The following is a 16,262-nucleotide window of genomic DNA, read 5'->3' on the forward strand; positions in this document are numbered from 1 at the left end:
GACGGACTTCATTTTATCAGCGATTCCTTTATATATTTTCTGAATTATAGCATAGTATATATGATAACTCTGTTAGAAAGCAGTCATGCTGCACTGTTTGACCACTGTGCAAAAATCCTTTATAATTGAAAAATATATCAGGACAGAAAGGATGAAATCATCAATGAGTGATATCAATGTCGAGGAACTGATTCGTACGATGAGTGCACAGCGCGTGGAGGCGCTGCGCGCGGATCTCGCAGCGGACTTGCAGGCGGCATGGGAAAAGGGCAGAGCCGCCGGCAAGGCGGAGGGCATCAGCGAGGGCGAGTTCCGTGGGCGCAAGCAGGGCGTGATCAGCGTGGCGGTGAACCTCCTGCGTGCGGGGACGGATACGGCGACGGTCGCCAAGGCGGCAGAGCTGCCCGAGCCGCTCATCCGCAAGATTGCGCAGGACAACGGCATCACACTCGCGTAGCGGCATGGCGTGAGAGTGCACGTGCGGGAAGGAGTCATCACATGGCATTTCCAAAGGCGTTTCTCTGGGGCGGAGCGGTCGCGGCGAACCAGTGCGAGGGCGCGTACAATGCGGACGGCAAGGGCATCGACATTCAGGACATCATGCCGCGCGGCATCATGGGCGCACCGACCGAGGAGCCGACGGCGGACAATCTGAAACTCACGGCGATAGACTTCTACCATCGGTACAAGGAGGACATCGCCCTCTTTGCCGAAATGGGGTTCAAGGTCTTTCGCACATCGATTGCGTGGAGCCGCATCTACCCGAACGGGGACGATGCCGAGCCGAACGAGGCGGGCTTGCAGTTCTACGACGACCTCTTTGACGAGTGCCGGAAATACGGCATCGAGCCGCTCGTGACGATCTCGCACTACGAGACACCGCTCCACCTCGCGAAGGCATACAACGGCTGGATGAGTCACGACCTCATCGGCTTCTACGAGCGCTATGTGCGGACGATCTTCACGCGCTATCGGGGCAAGGTGAAATACTGGCTGACGTTCAACGAGATTAACTCCGTGCTGCACGAGCCGCTGCTCTCGGGCGGGATACTGACGCCGAAGGATGAACTGAGTCTCCAAGACCTCTATCAGGCGTGTCATCATGAGTTCGTCGCCTCGGCGCTCGCGACGAGGATCGGGCATGAGATCATCCCAGAGGCGCAGATCGGCTGCATGATTCTCGCGATGCCGACGTATCCGCTGACCCCCGCCCCCGAGGACATGATCGCCGTCATGCGCGCGGAGCATTTTAACGATTTCTTCGGCGATATGCACGTACGCGGCATTTACCCCGGCTATATGAAACGCTACTTCCGCGAGAACGGCATCGAGATTCGCGCGACGGAGGAGGAGCTGCAGCTGCTGCGTGAGCATACGGTGGACTTCGTCTCGTTCAGCTACTACGTCAGCATCTGCGAGGGCGCGGGCGGTACGGCGGGTGGCGGAAACCTCCTCGGCGGGAAGAAGAATCCGTATCTCAAGGCGAGTGAGTGGGGGTGGCAGATCGACCCGCAGGGACTGCGCCTTGTGCTGAACCGATACTATGACCGCTGGCAGAAGCCGCTCTTTATTGTCGAGAACGGACTGGGCGCAAAGGACGAGCTCGTCGCGGACGGCGCGGGCGGCATGACAGTGGAGGACGACTATCGCATCTCCTATCTGAACGATCATCTCGTGCAGGTGGAGGAGGCGATCGCCGACGGCGTGCCCGTCATGGGCTATACGACGTGGGGCTGCATCGACCTCGTGAGCGCGTCGACGGCGCAGATGTCAAAACGGTACGGTTTTATCTATGTGGACCGAAATGACGACGGGACGGGCACACTCGCGCGATACCGCAAGAAGTCGTTCGCGTGGTATCGGGAAGTCATTGCGACGAATGGGGAGAGTCTGCGGCGGTAAGAATACATACGCTTGGAGCGCCCCTACCGTCACGCTGCGCGTGCCACCTCCCCCGCTTCGGCGGGGGAGGCTCATATACCGTTTCCCCAAGCCTCCCCCATTCGCAATGGGGGAGGGGGACCGCGTGAGCGGTGGAAGGGGCGCCTTGAGCGGTATAGGTTATCTATCGAGAGAGAGGCGCAATAGCCAGTGGCGCCCCTACCGTCACGCTGTGCGTGCCACCTCCCCCGCTTCGGCGGGGGAGGCTCATATACCGTTTCCCCAAGCCTCCCCCATTCGCAACGGGGGAGGCTTTTAGGTTGCGGCATATCACCCCTGCCGCCATTCCTTTTCGATGCTCTGACGCGATGAAACACATCACTTTCGTGTATGATATCGTCACTTTCTGCAAATTTTTGTGACGCCTCTATAAAAATGCTATAATATAAAGAAAAAATGCGGAAGCTATGGGACAATATCAGAAAGGAAGTCGCAATATGAAAGCCTCATCAAATGCACATCTGCGCCGCACGCTCCTCTGTGCGCTCGTTGCGGGGAGTATCGCCGCGCCGTTTGCCGCGCCGCACGCGTACGCGCTGCCCATCGAGGGCGCACACGCCGAGACGAATGCGGGGGAGGCGAATATCTCCACGGGCGGCGCAGTTATGGACATCGCGGGCAAGACCGAGCACAACGTGCTCCGATGGGAGGACTTCTCCGTCGACTCGGGCGAGAAGGTACGCTTCGACGGCGGCGCACAGACGCGCGACTATCTGAACCTCGTCACGGGCGAGGGCGCGTCGAACATCTACGGCACGATCGAGGGCGGCAGGAACGTCTATCTCGTGAACCCGCACGGCATCCTCTTCGCCAAAGGCTCTGAGGTCAATACGGGCGCACTCTACCTCTCGACGGCGAATGTCGACGCTGTTGCAAGCGCGGCTGGTACATCATGGGGGGGTAATAGTCCACTCTCAGCGGGCACACAGTACGGCAACGTGCTGAACCTCGGTACGGTAAAGGCGAGCAAACTCTACATCGAGGGCAAGAACGTCAAAGTCCTCAATACGGATGACATACAGAACACAGACGGTACGGCACTCACGGGGACGAACGTCAAGATCCGCAGCGCCGAGACCCCGCATATCGGCTACGATGTCGGCAATCGAGCGACGGCAAACTTCAACGAGGGCGGCGGCTCTATGTGGCGTACCTTCTATAACTATAAGTATCCGAACACCGCAAAATCTGCAAGTGGGCGCGGATGGGATGTAGCGAACCTCGGCGGCACGGCGCATACGGACTATGACTATATGCGCGTGCATACCGTCTACGACTTGCAGAATATCAATGCGAAACGGGACGGCAGATACATCCTCGCCGGCGACATCGACGCGACGGCGACAACGCATTGGAACAGCGGCGCGGGCTTCGCGCCGCTTGGAGATGTGGGCAACAAATTTACGGGACGATTGGACGGCGCGGGACACACGCTGCGGGGGCTGTATATCAATCGCCAGAATACTTACAGTATTGGTCTGTTTGGCTATGCCGACGGGGCACGCATTGAGAATCTCTCCCTTGTGGACGGCTATGTCGAGGGGGACGAGGCGGTCGGCGGCATTGTGGGATATGCAGACGGCACTGAGATTCGGAACGTCTCATACGCCGGCAGTGTCGTTGGGAATCAGAAGGTCGGCGGCATTGCGGGAGATGTATCGGGCGGCAGTATTCAGAATGCATGGAATGCGGGCACGGTCAGCGTGAGGAGTCAGTTCCTTGCCGGCGGCATTGTGGGGAGAGCAATGAACAACGCTGTGATTCAGAATGTCTGCAATACGGGCGCTATCACAGGGAGTAAGCTGGTCGGCGGCATTGTGGGGGCGATAGATGACAGTACCCTTCAGCATGCATGGAATACGGGGACGGTCACAGGGAATCAGAAGGTCGGCGGCATTGTGGGGCAGGCGCTCGGCGGCAGCATTCGCCACGCCGTATGGAAGTCGGGCAGCGCAGGGCAGGCGGTCGGCGAATCGAACAATGGGGCTGACGTGACGACGGATGTCAAGGTCGCTCCCGAGGCACAGATGAAGTTGGCGGCGACATACACGGATTGGAAGGACGCGAACGGCAATGCCATCGTTGCGACCGAGGGCGGCAAGGGTACGCCGTGGCGCATCTACGAGGGACATACCATGCCGCTGCTCACGGCTCTGATGAAGGGCACGAAGCGCCTTGAGAAAGTCTACGACGGCAATGTCTTTGCGACAACAGACCCGCACATCACCCTCGTCCATCCGGGGAAGGATGTCGGCACATACGATGCCTACAGTGACCAGTTCGGCTATGACCTCATCGGCGGCGCGACCATCAAGTCGCGTGTGCTGACCATGAGCGGCGTCGCGGCACAGAGCAAGACCTACGACGGCACGACTGCCGCAGACATATCGAAGTTCCATGCGACGCTGAATAATGTCGTGAGCGGCGAGGAGAGCCTTGTCACGGCGACCGCCACGGGTGCGACGTACAACAGCAAGGATGTTGCGACGGCAAATACGGTCAACTACACAGGCGTCGCACTCGGAGGTACGGGCGCGGGGAACTACACACTCGCGGCGAGTACCGCGCAGGGAGCGGGCAGTATCACAGCGAAGCAGCTGAATCTCGCGCTCACGGGCGGCGCACGCTTTGACAAGACCTACGATGGCACGGCGAACGTTACGCAGACACTCACAAAGGGAACGAACTATAGCCTCACGGGCTTTATCGGCACGGAGGGCGACCATCTCGCACTTGCGTCCGCCACGGGCACGTATGCGGCGGGCAAAGACGCCGCTGTGAACAAGGGCGTGACCTTTGACGGGCTGACGCTCACAGGCACGGGTGCGGGCAACTACACACTGGATAAGACCACGCTCACGGGCACGGGCACGATTACGCCAAAGCAGCTGAATCTTGCACTCATGGGTGGCGCACGCTTTGACAAGACGTATGACGGGAATGCGAATGTCACGCAGACGCTCACGAAGGGGACGAACTACACCCTCACGAATTTTGCAGACGGTGAGGGCGCAGACATCGCACTCGCACCTGTCACAGGTACATACACGGACAAGAACGCGGGCACGGGCAAAGCTGTGACCTTTGGCGGGCTGACGCTCACGGGCACGGGCGCGGGGAACTATCGTCTGAATACGGCAACGCTCACGGGCACAGGCACAATCGCGCACCGCGATCTCACGCTCACCGCCGACGCGCGGAGCATTGTGCAGGGCGAGGCGCTGCCCTCCTTTACGGGGCGTGCGGAGGGCTTCGCGGACGGCGAGGACGAGCGCGTATTCGGTGCGGACGGCATCACATTTGGCACGACGCTGACGAATACCGACACGCCGGGAAGTTACGGAATTACGGGGCGCATTGGCAGCACGAGCGACGGCGTGCTCGGCAACTACCGCATTGGGCAGGCGGCGGGCAACGCGAACGCCTTCACCATCTACGCCGCAGACCTGCCGGGCGGTATACTCGCCTCACTCGTACAGGATGCCGCGCCGCGCTTTGATATGGGCTTCGGGCAGGAGGTCTATGTATTTGGCTTGCCGCGTCCCGTCCCGACGGCAACGCTCGGCATCTATCGCTTTGCGGCGGCACGCGATATTAGCATCGAGGGAGCGCGCCTCGACTGAGGGGCTCTCGGGGGCGCCCCTATCGGCTCGCTATGCTCGCCACCTCCCCCGCACTGGCGGGGGAGGCTAATATGCCGTAATCCAAAGCCTCCCCCATTCGCAATGGGGGAGGTGGCACGCGCAGCGTGACGGAAGGGGCGCCTTGAGCGGCAGAGGTTATCTATCGAGAGAGGCGCAATAGCCACCGGCGCCCCTATCGTCACACCTACGGTGTGACACTTCCCCCGTCGCGACGGGGGAAGCTAAATGACGCAAGATAGAAGAGAAATGAACGAACAAAGCGAGGGACTTTATGCGCGATTACATCCCAAAGGGAAAGCAATACGCGCGCGAAATGAGGCGAAATATGACGCCGCAGGAGTCCCGCCTTTGGTATGAATATCTGTCAAAACATACGGAGCACTTTCGCCGCCAGTAGCCGATTGGAAAATATATTGTGGATTTCTATGCGGCACGTCTGCGTTTTGCTGTCGAGGTTGATGGAAGCCGGCACTTTGATGAAGAAGGTCGGCTTTACGATGCAGAGAGGACAGCCTTCTTGAGGGAGTATCGTATTCACCTGCTCCGCTTTACAAATGGGCAGATTGAGCGCAATTTTTCCGCTGTGTGTGAAGCGATTGCTCGGGTGATGGATGAGCTTCGTGCGGGAAATGAATATGACGGTGTGGAAGAAGATGGGCATGTGTTTTGAAATCATTCTATCGTGAGAGAGTCGTAATAGGCAGTGGCGCCCCTATCGTCACACCTGCGGTGTGACACTTCCCCCGTAGCGACGGGGGAAGCTGATATGCCGTTTCCCCAAGCCTCCCCCGTTGCTGACCTGTCCAAGAAGCAAGTCCGAAAGGACGTAGCTGATTGGGCAACAGGTCGTATGGGAAAACGTCCCAAGAACACAAGCGTTAGCGAAGTGTGATTGGTTGACGTTGACCGCTCGACACGGGGGAGGGGGACCGCGAAGCGGTGGAAGGGGCGCTTTGAACGAGGAGCATTTTTATATCCAATGACAAAAGGAGCAACGATACGAGGCAATCTGACCTCATATCGCTGCTCCTTTTGCGTGTGTATAAAATTGTACGTTGAAAAAAACTTGTCACATATTCAAACTTTGTGATAAAATGAACAATGTCGTGTGTGGTGGCAGATTGTAGAGTCGCCCGCAAACCAGATACAAAGGAGGCGCTTAAATGGAAACGCTGGCCGCGATTATCTTTGTCGTAATGTATATGGTGATCGTCTCGGAAAAGATTCACCGTACCGTTGCCGCGATGATCGGCGCGGTGCTCATGATGCTGCTCGGCATCCTCTCGCAGGAGGTCGCGCTGCACCATGTGGACTTTGAGACGCTCGGCCTCCTCGTCGGCATGATGGTGCTTGTCGGCGTGACGAAGGAGACGGGGCTGTTCGACTATGTGGCGATCAAGGCGGCGAAGTCCGCAAAGGCGGAGCCGCGCCGCATTCTCGTCTACCTATGTATCATTACTGCTGTATTCTCAGCATTTCTCGATAACGTGACGACCGTGCTCCTCATGGTGCCTGTGACGTTCAGCATCACGAAGATACTGAGGCTCGACCCCATGCCCTACCTCCTGACGCAGATTGTCGCGTCGAACATCGGCGGTACGGCGACGCTCATCGGCGACCCGCCGAACATCATGATCGGCAGCGCGGTGAAGGAGCTCACCTTCGTCATGTTCATCGAGCACCTCGCACCGATTGCGATCATCTGCATGCTCGTTGTCATGTTCATCATGTCTGCGATCTACCGCAAGAGCCTCGTCACAACGCCGGAACTGCAGGCGGAGCTGATGCAGATGGACGAGAAGGCGGCAATTACGGATCACGGTCTCCTAAAGCGCTCGCTCTTCGTACTTGGACTGACGATCCTCGGATTTTTCACACACTCCTTTACGCACATTGAGTCCTCGTTGATTGCACTGACGGGCGGCTTCCTCCTGCTGCTCCTTGCGGGCGGCAGCGAGCACCTCGTCGAAAAGGCGATGCACGCGGTCGAGTGGCCGACGATCTTCTTCTTCATCGGACTCTTTATCGCGGTTGGCGGACTGATCGAGGTCGGCATTATCGCGCAGCTCGCGGAGACGGCGGTCGAGGCGACGGGCGGCGATCTGACGGCGACATCGCTGCTGATCCTCTGGATGAGTGCGATTATCTCATCCGTGCTGGACAACATCCCCTTCGTTGCAACGATGATTCCGCTCATTCAGAACATGGGCACAATGGGCATCGAGAACCTCGAGCCGCTCTGGTGGTCGCTCGCGCTCGGCGCGTGTCTCGGCGGCAACGGTACGCTCGTCGGCGCGTCGGCAAACCTCATTGTGGCGGGCATGGCGGGGGAGCGCGGCGTGCACATCAGCTTCATCCGCTACTTCAAGATCGGCTTCCCGCTCATGCTGCTCACAATCGTCCTCTCGACGGTCTATGTGTACCTGCGGTATTTGATGTAAAAAATTTGCAGGAAAATGCCCACGTGGGGGCGAATCACCTTCATAGAGAAATGTGTGAAGGGGCTGTTGCACGTTTTGACTCGTGCAGCAGCCCCTTTTGATTCGGAGAGAGGATATGTTTATTCTTGCGTCTGCATCGCCCAGACGGCGTGCACTCCTGCGGCAGATCGGGGCATCGTTCGTCTCGATCACGCCCGCCGTGGATGAGGTAAAGGATGGGGAGCGCCCGCGCGATGCCGTGATCTGCAACGCGCTCATGAAGGCGCGCAAGGTCGCCGAGGAGTACCCCGATCACGCCGTGCTTGGGGCGGATACGGCCGTCGTGCTGAACGGCATGGCGTTCGGCAAGCCGAAGGATGCGGAGGATGCGCGCCATATGCTCTCACAGCTCGAGGGGCGGCAGCATACGGTGCTCACGGGGATTGCGTGGGTCGTGGATGGGCGCGAATACACGGATGCGGCGGAGACCACGGTGCGTTTCGCTCCGATGACGGATGCGGAGATTGCCGCCTACGTTGCGACGGGCGAGCCGATGGGCAAGGCGGGCGCGTATGCGATTCAGGGGCGCGCGGCAATCTACGTCGAGGAGCTGCACGGCTCGTTCTCGAATGTGGTCGGGCTGCCGCTCCACGCCGTTGCGGCGCTTGCACGCACGGCGGGCATCGCGATGGAGGCTGATGATGAACCTGCGTGACCTGCCGGCGGGCGAGCTGCCGCGCGAGCGCCTGATTACGCGCGGCGCAGGGGCGCTGAGCGACGCTGAGCTGCTTGCGATCCTCCTCAGAACGGGGCGCGCGGGCGAGAATGTGCTCGAGGTGGCGCGCGGCATTGTTGCGCGGTTCCGCGAGACGGGGCTGCATGAGATCCTTGCGATGCCCTGCGCCGAGTTCGCCCGCATCCCGGGCATCGGCACGGCAAAGGCGGCGACCGTGCTCGCCGCGCTCGAGCTTGGACGACGCGCGCAGCAGACTGCGAAGAGCCGCCCGCGCATCCGTGAGGGGGCGGACGTGGCGGCGCTGCTGCGCCCGCGCTTTCGCGCGGAGAAGCGCGAGCATTTCCTCGTCCTGCCGCTCACTGCGAAGAATGAGGTGCTGATGGTTGCGGATGTGTCCGTGGGCACGCTCACGAACACGCTCGTGCATCCGCGCGAGGTGTTCGAGCCGCCGATCCGCTGCGGCGCGGCGCATATCATCCTCGTGCACAACCACCCGAGCGGAGATCCCGCCCCGAGCGCGGAGGATCACCGCCTCACGCGCGTGCTGAAGGATGCGGGCGCGCTCCTCGGCATCCCTGTGACCGATCATGTGATCCTCGGGGGCGACGCGTTCTTTAGCTTTTCCGAGGAAGGGATGCTGTAGGGGGGCTTTCCCGTGACGCGTGTCCCACGCGAACGCTTAGTTGCGCAAGTGATCGTATGCTTATCTGCCTAAATACCGGCGCACTTCTTAAACGCGCTTCGCTTGAACGAAAGAAGTACGCCGGGGGCAGAACGCATACTTTACTCACTTGCTTCACTAGGGTTCGCTTAGGGACATCGCTTCACCTATCGGCATTACCATCCGTTTGCAGCATAAGGCATCGGGGAGAGTTCTCCTGTCATACTTTTTTTTCGCAGAGAGAGGATTTTTCCTGTCAATCATCGAAATATACTGATACCTTAGGAAATATTCTTGTTAAAGATTGATTAGGAGGGATTATGATGAGCAAGATCAAAAAGATCCTCGTTCCGGTCGATGGATCGGTCAATGGCTGCAAGGCGGTCGATGAGGCTCTGTTCTTTGCGGAGAAATGCGATGCGGAGCTGGACTTCGTCTATGTTGCGAGCAACATCAACAAGGACATTCCGAGTCACATCGTCTTTGACCGCATCTGGGAAAAGCTCTCGGGCGACCGCAAGGCGCGCAAGCACGTCAAGAGCGGGCACATCGCCAGGAGCATTCTCGAAGTTGCAGACGAGGAGGGCAGCGATATCATTATCATGGGCAGCCGCGGACTCGGGCTCCTCAAGGGCGTTCTCATCGGCAGCGTCAGTCAGAAGGTGATCGAGGAGTCGAAGATCCCCGTCATGGTCGTCAAGTAGGCGGGAGGTGGCGGCCTTGACCGTTCGGGAGCGGCTTGAGGCGCAGGAGGATGCACTCCTCTCTCCGTTGGCGGCGCGGAGCAAAGACGCAAAGCGCAGTCATCCGATGGAGGAGTGCCCCTTCCGCACGAAATTTCAACGGGATCGCGACCGCATTCTGCACTCGAAATCGTTCCGTCGGCTCAAGCACAAGACGCAGGTCTATATCGTTGCGGGCGATCACTACCGCACGCGCATGACGCACACGCTCGAGGTGGCGCAGATCTCGCGCACGATTGCGCGCGGACTCATGCTGAACGAGGATCTGACGGAGGCGATTGCGCTCGGGCACGATGTCGGACACACGCCATTCGGACACGCGGGCGAGGCGGTTGTAGAGGAGATCACGGGGCATTTTGCCCACAACGAGCAGAGTCTGCGCATGGTCGAGGTGTTGGAGCGCGGCGGGCATGGGCTGAATCTCACGGGCGCGGTGCGCGACGGCATTCTGAACCATACGGGCAAGGGCATACCGACGACGTTCGAGGGGCGGATTGTGCGCATTGCCGACCGGATTGCCTACCTCTGCCACGACTACGACGACAGCATCCGCGCAGGGCTGCTGACGCCCGGGGAGCTGCCCGCCGAGGTGCGCGATGCGTTCGGCACGGATACGTCTGCGATGATTACGAGCATGGTGTCGGATATGATTGTCACCTCGGAGACGCGCGGCGACGCGGCACTCTCGGATGAGGTGCAGCATGTCATGGATACGTTCCGCACGTTTATGTTCGAGCGCATCTACCACTCCAAGACGCTCGCACACGAGCGCGCACAGGCGGGCTTTGTTCTGCGCGCCCTCATGGATCATTTCACCGTGTATTTCCACACGCTTCCGCCCGAGTTCATCGCGCGCGAGGAGCGCTGGGGGCGGGAGCAGTGCGTCGTGGACTATGTGGCGGGGCTGACGGACAGCTATGCCGTCGCGCTCTTCCGTGAGATCTACATCCCGCCCGTGGATCAGATGACGATCAAACCGATCTAGGTGAGACGGGGCGCCCCTTCCACCGCTTGCGCGGTTCCCCTCCCCCGTAGCAACGGGGGAGGCTGTGGATAACGGCATGACAGCATCCTCGTCGGAACGTGGGAGCAAGCCGACAGACGATAAGATTACAAAAAAAGATAAGGAGAAAAATATGCGTGACCCAAGGATGGAGGCCTTTGTGCAGCAGGTGCGCGCGCAGACCGACATCCTTGCCGTCGTGCAGGGCTATGTCCCGCTGAAGCGCAAGGGCAACCGCTACTGGGGCTGCTGCCCCTTCCACAACGAAAAGACTGCGTCGTTCTCCGTCGTGCCCGCCGACGGCTTCTTCTACTGCTTCGGCTGCCACGCGGGCGGTGACGCGTTCAAATTCATCTCGCTCATAGAGCACATCACGCCGTTCGAGGCGATCCTGCGTCAGGCGGAGCTGCTCGGCATCGAAAAGCCCGAGCGGCAGCGCGACCCGCGCGAGGAGGCACGTCTCAGGGAGCTGGACGATCTGCGCAAGGTGAATGCGCTTGCCCGTGATTTCTTTCACAACTGTCTCACCGTGACGCGCTACGGCGCGGCGGGCAAGGCGTACCTCGCGGGGCGCGGCATCACGGACGAGGCGATTGCGCGCTATGGCATTGGCTTCGCGCCCGACGCGTGGTCAAAGCTCTCCGATGCGTTTCGAAGGCGCGGTATCTCCGAGCACATCCTCGTAACGGCGGGGCTTGCCGTGAAACGTGAGCGCGGCGAGGGCGTGTACGACCGCTTCCGCAACCGCGTCATCATCCCGATTGCGGATGAACGTGGGCGCGTTGTCGCCTTCGGCGGGCGCACGCTCGGCGACGCGCAGCCGAAATACCTCAATACGGCGGAGACCCCCGTATTCAACAAGCGAAAGCTCCTCTTTGGACTCGACCGTGCGCACCGTGCGATTGCGAGCGAGGGGGCGGCAATCGTCGTCGAGGGCTATATGGACGCGATTGCCGCGTGGGAGGCGGGTGTCACGAACGTCGTTGCGACGCTTGGCACCTCGTTCACGAGCGATCACGCCGCGTTGCTCCTGCGCCGTGCGCCGCGCATCGTCTTCTGCTATGACAGCGATGCTGCGGGGCAGGAGGCGACCCTGCGCGCCCTCGCAGCTGTGCGCGGGCGTGCGGCAGAGGTGCGCGTGCTCCTCCTGCCCGACGGCAAAGACCCTGACGAATACGTCCGCACGCATGGCGCGGAGGCGTTCCGCGCCCTCGTGGAGACAGCTGTCCCTGCGCCCTCATTCCGTCTGCGCCACGTGCGCACGCGTATGACGGACACTGTGGAGGGGCGGCGTGCCGCGCTCAGGGAGATGCTGCCCGTGCTCGCGGAGCTGGACGAGGTCACGCGCGCCGCCTATGTGAGGCAGACGGCGGCGGAGCTCTTTCTCGATGAGGGGATCGTGACGGATGCCCTGCGCCGCTTTTTGCGGCAGGGCGGTGCGGAGCAGGTGCAGAGCGCCGCGCCGCAGCGCATGCCCGTGCGGCAGGTCGATCATGCCCTGCGCCGCGCAGGGCGCGAGATCATTGCGGCAATTTGGCGTGATTCTTCGCTTCTCACCGAAATTTTATCTTTCGTTCCGATGGAGGATTTTCCCGACGAATTCATCGCGCAGCTGCTCCAAACGATGGCGGCACATCTCGATGCGGGCGGTATTTTGGACGCGGACTTTATCGCCGCACAGCCTACAGCGACGGGGGATGAGCTCACCCGCGCCATCGTCGAGGAGGGGCGTACGGAGGCGTCCTATCGGGAGGCTCTGGGGATGCTCAGACGTGCCTGTCTGGCACATGCACTTGCACGGCACACACGCCGCGCCGAGGAGATGATGCAAGAAGGAAAAGAGGGCTATATTGACGAATTAAACGAAGTGAAGAGAATACAGGATGAGATCGCCCGTGAAAATTTGCACGAATGAAGGCGTGGGGCTTTAGCGCCCGCAGATTTACAGCGATATACTAAACAATAGGATTTATTAGATAATATTACAGACTGAAAGGAGGGGGCAAAATGCAGACGGCAGCAGCACGGATCGAACGGGATGAAATGACGGGAATGGGAAATATCAGCGAACTTTTGGCAAAGGGGAAGGCGAACGGCGGGACACTCACCTGCGGCGAACTCATTGAGGTCTTTGGCGTATGGAACATGACCCCCGACGATATGGACGGACTCTATCAGCAGCTCAGCGATGAGAGCATCGAGATTGTGGACGATACGGCGGTCGGCGAGGGCAGTGATGACGAGGTCCTCGAACCCGTTGATGAACTAGATAAGGATGTGGAGGAGGTCGAGATCGACCTCAGCGTCCCCGAGGGCATCTCACTGGACGATCCCGTGCGCATGTACCTCAAGGAGATCGGCCGCGTTCCCCTGCTGACTGCAGAGGAGGAGGTCGAGCTCGCACGGCGTATGGAGGCGGGCGACGAGCGCGCACGCCATCGTCTCGAGGAGGCGAATCTGCGCCTCGTTGTGAGCATCGCAAAGCGCTACGTCGGGCGCGGCATGCTCTTTCTCGACCTCATACAGGAGGGCAACCTCGGGCTCCTCAAGGCGGTTGAGAAATTTGACTACAGCAAGGGCTACAAGTTCAGCACATATGCAACGTGGTGGATACGGCAGGCGATTACGCGTGCGATTGCCGATCAGGCGCGCACAATCCGCATCCCCGTGCACATGGTCGAGACGATCAACAAGTATATCCGCATTTCGCGGCAGCTGCTGCAGGAGCTCGGGCGCGACCCCACACCCGACGAGGTGGCGAAGCATATGGGGCTGAACACGGCGCGCGTGCGCGAGATCATGAAGATCGCGCAGGAGCCGGTGTCGCTCGAGACACCCATCGGCGAGGAGGAGGACTCCCACCTCGGCGACTTTATCGAGGATGAGGCAGCACTCGATCCTGCGGATGCGGCATCGATGATGCTGCTCAAGGAGCAGATTGCAGACGTGCTGAAGACGCTCGCGCCGCGCGAAGCGGAGGTCTTGCGTCTGCGCTTCGGGCTCGAGGACGGACGTTCGCGTACGCTCGAAGAGGTCGGGCAGAATTTTGGCGTGACGCGCGAGCGCATCCGCCAGATTGAGGCAAAGGCGCTCAGGAAGCTCCGGCATCCCGTGCGTCTGCGTAAATTACAGGGGAACATTGATCTTTGATCACGAATACACGACAGGAGGACAGCGTTATGACAGAGGGGACGGAGCAGCCAAAAGCGCCGGGCGCCGACATCATTGAACGCCTGCTTGCCAAGGGCAAGAAGAACGGCGGCACGCTGACGTATGGCGAACTCATAGACGCACTGCAAAAACAGGATATGTCCCCCGACGAAATGGACGATATGTACCAGCGCTTCAGCGACGAGGGGGTTGAGATTGTCGATGATGTGCCGAGTACGACAGTAGAAGAACCCGTGGACGACGATCCTCCCGAGAAGGAGGAGGAGGTCGAGATCGATCTCACCGTGCCCGAGGGCATCTCTCTCGACGACCCCGTCCGCATGTATCTGAAGGAAATAGGGCATGTGCCTCTGCTGACAGCGGAGGAGGAGGTCGAACTCGCGCAGCGCATGGAGGCGGGCGACGAGAGTGCGCGGCATCGGCTCGAGGAGGCGAATCTGCGCCTCGTTGTGAGCATCGCAAAGCGCTACGTCGGGCGCGGCATGCTCTTTCTCGATCTCATCCAGGAGGGCAACCTCGGGCTCCTCAAGGCGGTTGAGAAATTTGACTACAGCAAGGGCTACAAGTTCAGCACGTACGCAACGTGGTGGATTCGTCAGGCGATTACGCGTGCGATTGCCGATCAGGCGCGCACAATCCGCATCCCTGTGCACATGGTCGAGACGATCAACAAGCTCATCCGCATCTCCCGCCAGCTCCTGCAGGAGCTTGGACGTGACCCGCGCCCCGAGGAGATTGCAAAGGAGATGGGCATCAGCGTCGCGCGCGTCCACGAGATCATGAAGATCGCGCAGGAGCCGGTCTCGCTTGAGACGCCGATCGGCGAGGAGGAGGACTCCCACCTCGGCGACTTCATCGAGGATGAGGCGGCACCCGCGCCCGCAGAGGCTGCATCGTTCATGCTCCTCAGAGAACAGCTTGAGGAGGTCTTGGAGACTCTCACTGACCGCGAGAAGAATGTCCTGCGTCTGCGCTTCGGGCTCGAGGATGGGCGCTCGCGTACGCTCGAGGAGGTCGGGCAGAGCTTCGGCGTGACGCGCGAGCGCATCCGCCAGATTGAGGCAAAGGCGCTCAGGAAGCTGCGCCATCCGAGCCGCAGCAAGGTGTTGCGGGATTTCCTTGAGTAGTTGACGAATTATGCAGAATATCGTATAATAAGCATACAAAAGGCACTGCCGGTAAAACGGCTAGTCCCCAAACTCTACTAGGTAAGATTACCCGCCAAAGTTGGTCGCTCAGGCGGGTTCTCTTATTATCTCAACGCTATGATGCAGATCGTTACGAGGAATACGATCGACAAGAAGTCGTAAAGGGTCATAAGCATCGCCCCCCTTCGGGGGGCTAACCGCCTACCGTATGGCAACGCCTGTTTTGATTATAACACATGCGTTTCCTGCCGACAAGCAATATTTCTCTTGACACGGGGGAGCATTGCCCTTATAATACCCATGTCTGACACATTCCTCGATAGCTCAGTCGGTAGAGCGTCTGACTGTTAATCAGAATGTCACTGGTTCGAGTCCAGTTCGAGGAGCCATTTGCAACAACAGGAGTGTAACGCAGCAGTTACACTCCTTTCTTATGTCTGTGAAGGGGCATTCTGTATAGCCTCCCCGCCGGAGCGGGGGAGGGGGACCGCTTGCGGTGGAAGGGGCGCTCTGGACGATGCTTGTTTTCTATCGTAAGAAAGTCGTATGAGGCAGTGGTGCCCCTATCGTCACGTCTGCGGCGTGCCACTTCCCCCGTCGCTACGGGGGAAGCTGATATACCATGCTCTTTACATCCGGATTGGAAAGGAGGATCTCATGCAGCTCGATGCGCGTCTCGCGGCGATTGCCGCATTCGTCCCGCACGGTACCGTGCTCGCGGACATCGGCGGCGATCACGCCTATCTCGCCGCAACCCTCGTCATGGAGGGCATCGCCCCGCGCGCCGTCGTCGGC

12 protein-coding genes, 1 tRNA gene and 1 pseudogene are annotated in these 16,262 nt (G+C 59.8%); all 14 read left to right on the top strand.

The genetic code is table 11. The features are described 5' to 3' along the window. The first annotated feature begins 163 nt into the window (after positions 1 to 163). Entirely contained in the window at positions 164 to 457 is a 294-nt protein-coding gene (locus AXF19_RS04790) for a hypothetical protein (RefSeq protein ID WP_066845776.1), read from the top strand. A 41-nt stretch (positions 458 to 498) separates the two neighbouring features. Next, positions 499 to 1,902 (top strand): glycoside hydrolase family 1 protein, encoded by a 1,404-nt coding sequence (locus tag AXF19_RS04795; RefSeq protein ID WP_066845779.1) that lies wholly within the window; start codon positions 499 to 501, stop codon positions 1,900 to 1,902. 476 nt (positions 1,903 to 2,378) lie between these two features. Beyond that, positions 2,379 to 5,564: a YDG domain-containing protein gene (locus AXF19_RS04800; protein WP_066845782.1), complete on the top strand. Its 3,186-nt coding sequence runs from the start codon at positions 2,379 to 2,381 to the stop codon at positions 5,562 to 5,564. 346 nt (positions 5,565 to 5,910) lie between these two features. After that, positions 5,911 to 6,255: pseudogene (locus tag AXF19_RS13685) on the top strand (endonuclease domain-containing protein). A gap of 493 nt (positions 6,256 to 6,748) precedes the next feature. Continuing rightward, positions 6,749 to 8,026 (top strand): SLC13 family permease, encoded by a 1,278-nt coding sequence (locus AXF19_RS04810; RefSeq protein WP_066845789.1) that lies wholly within the window; start codon positions 6,749 to 6,751, stop codon positions 8,024 to 8,026. A gap of 115 nt (positions 8,027 to 8,141) precedes the next feature. Next, the gene (locus AXF19_RS04815; RefSeq protein ID WP_066845798.1) at positions 8,142 to 8,720 is read left to right on the top strand and encodes a Maf family protein; all 579 of its coding nucleotides are present in this window, start codon (positions 8,142 to 8,144) and stop codon (positions 8,718 to 8,720) included. Further along, positions 8,707 to 9,384: a RadC family protein gene (gene radC / locus AXF19_RS04820; RefSeq protein WP_066845807.1), complete on the top strand. Its 678-nt coding sequence runs from the start codon at positions 8,707 to 8,709 to the stop codon at positions 9,382 to 9,384. The genes AXF19_RS04815 and radC overlap by 14 nt, the downstream gene beginning before the upstream one ends. A gap of 338 nt (positions 9,385 to 9,722) precedes the next feature. Further along, entirely contained in the window at positions 9,723 to 10,106 is a 384-nt protein-coding gene (locus tag AXF19_RS04825; protein WP_172837362.1) for a universal stress protein, read from the top strand. Positions 10,107 to 10,122: 16 nt separating this feature from the next. After that, positions 10,123 to 11,130: a deoxyguanosinetriphosphate triphosphohydrolase gene (locus tag AXF19_RS04830; RefSeq protein WP_066845811.1), complete on the top strand. Its 1,008-nt coding sequence runs from the start codon at positions 10,123 to 10,125 to the stop codon at positions 11,128 to 11,130. Positions 11,131 to 11,281: 151 nt separating this feature from the next. Further along, the gene (gene dnaG / locus AXF19_RS04835; protein ID WP_066850061.1) at positions 11,282 to 13,063 is read left to right on the top strand and encodes a DNA primase; all 1,782 of its coding nucleotides are present in this window, start codon (positions 11,282 to 11,284) and stop codon (positions 13,061 to 13,063) included. A gap of 92 nt (positions 13,064 to 13,155) precedes the next feature. After that, on the top strand, positions 13,156 to 14,298 hold the full coding sequence (gene rpoD / locus AXF19_RS04840) for an RNA polymerase sigma factor RpoD (protein ID WP_066845813.1): 1,143 nt from the start codon (positions 13,156 to 13,158) through the stop codon (positions 14,296 to 14,298). Positions 14,299 to 14,327: 29 nt separating this feature from the next. Continuing rightward, positions 14,328 to 15,446: an RNA polymerase sigma factor RpoD gene (gene rpoD / locus AXF19_RS04845; protein ID WP_066845816.1), complete on the top strand. Its 1,119-nt coding sequence runs from the start codon at positions 14,328 to 14,330 to the stop codon at positions 15,444 to 15,446. A gap of 334 nt (positions 15,447 to 15,780) precedes the next feature. Continuing rightward, a tRNA-Asn gene (locus tag AXF19_RS04850) sits at positions 15,781 to 15,856 on the top strand. Positions 15,857 to 16,124: 268 nt separating this feature from the next. Beyond that, the coding region (locus tag AXF19_RS14300) for an SAM-dependent methyltransferase (RefSeq protein WP_172837363.1) at positions 16,125 to 16,262 on the top strand (138 nt) is incomplete at its 3' end.

It is taken from the genome of Selenomonas sp. oral taxon 126 (genome assembly GCF_001683335.1).
Lineage (GTDB): Bacteria > Bacillota > Negativicutes > Selenomonadales > Selenomonadaceae > Centipeda.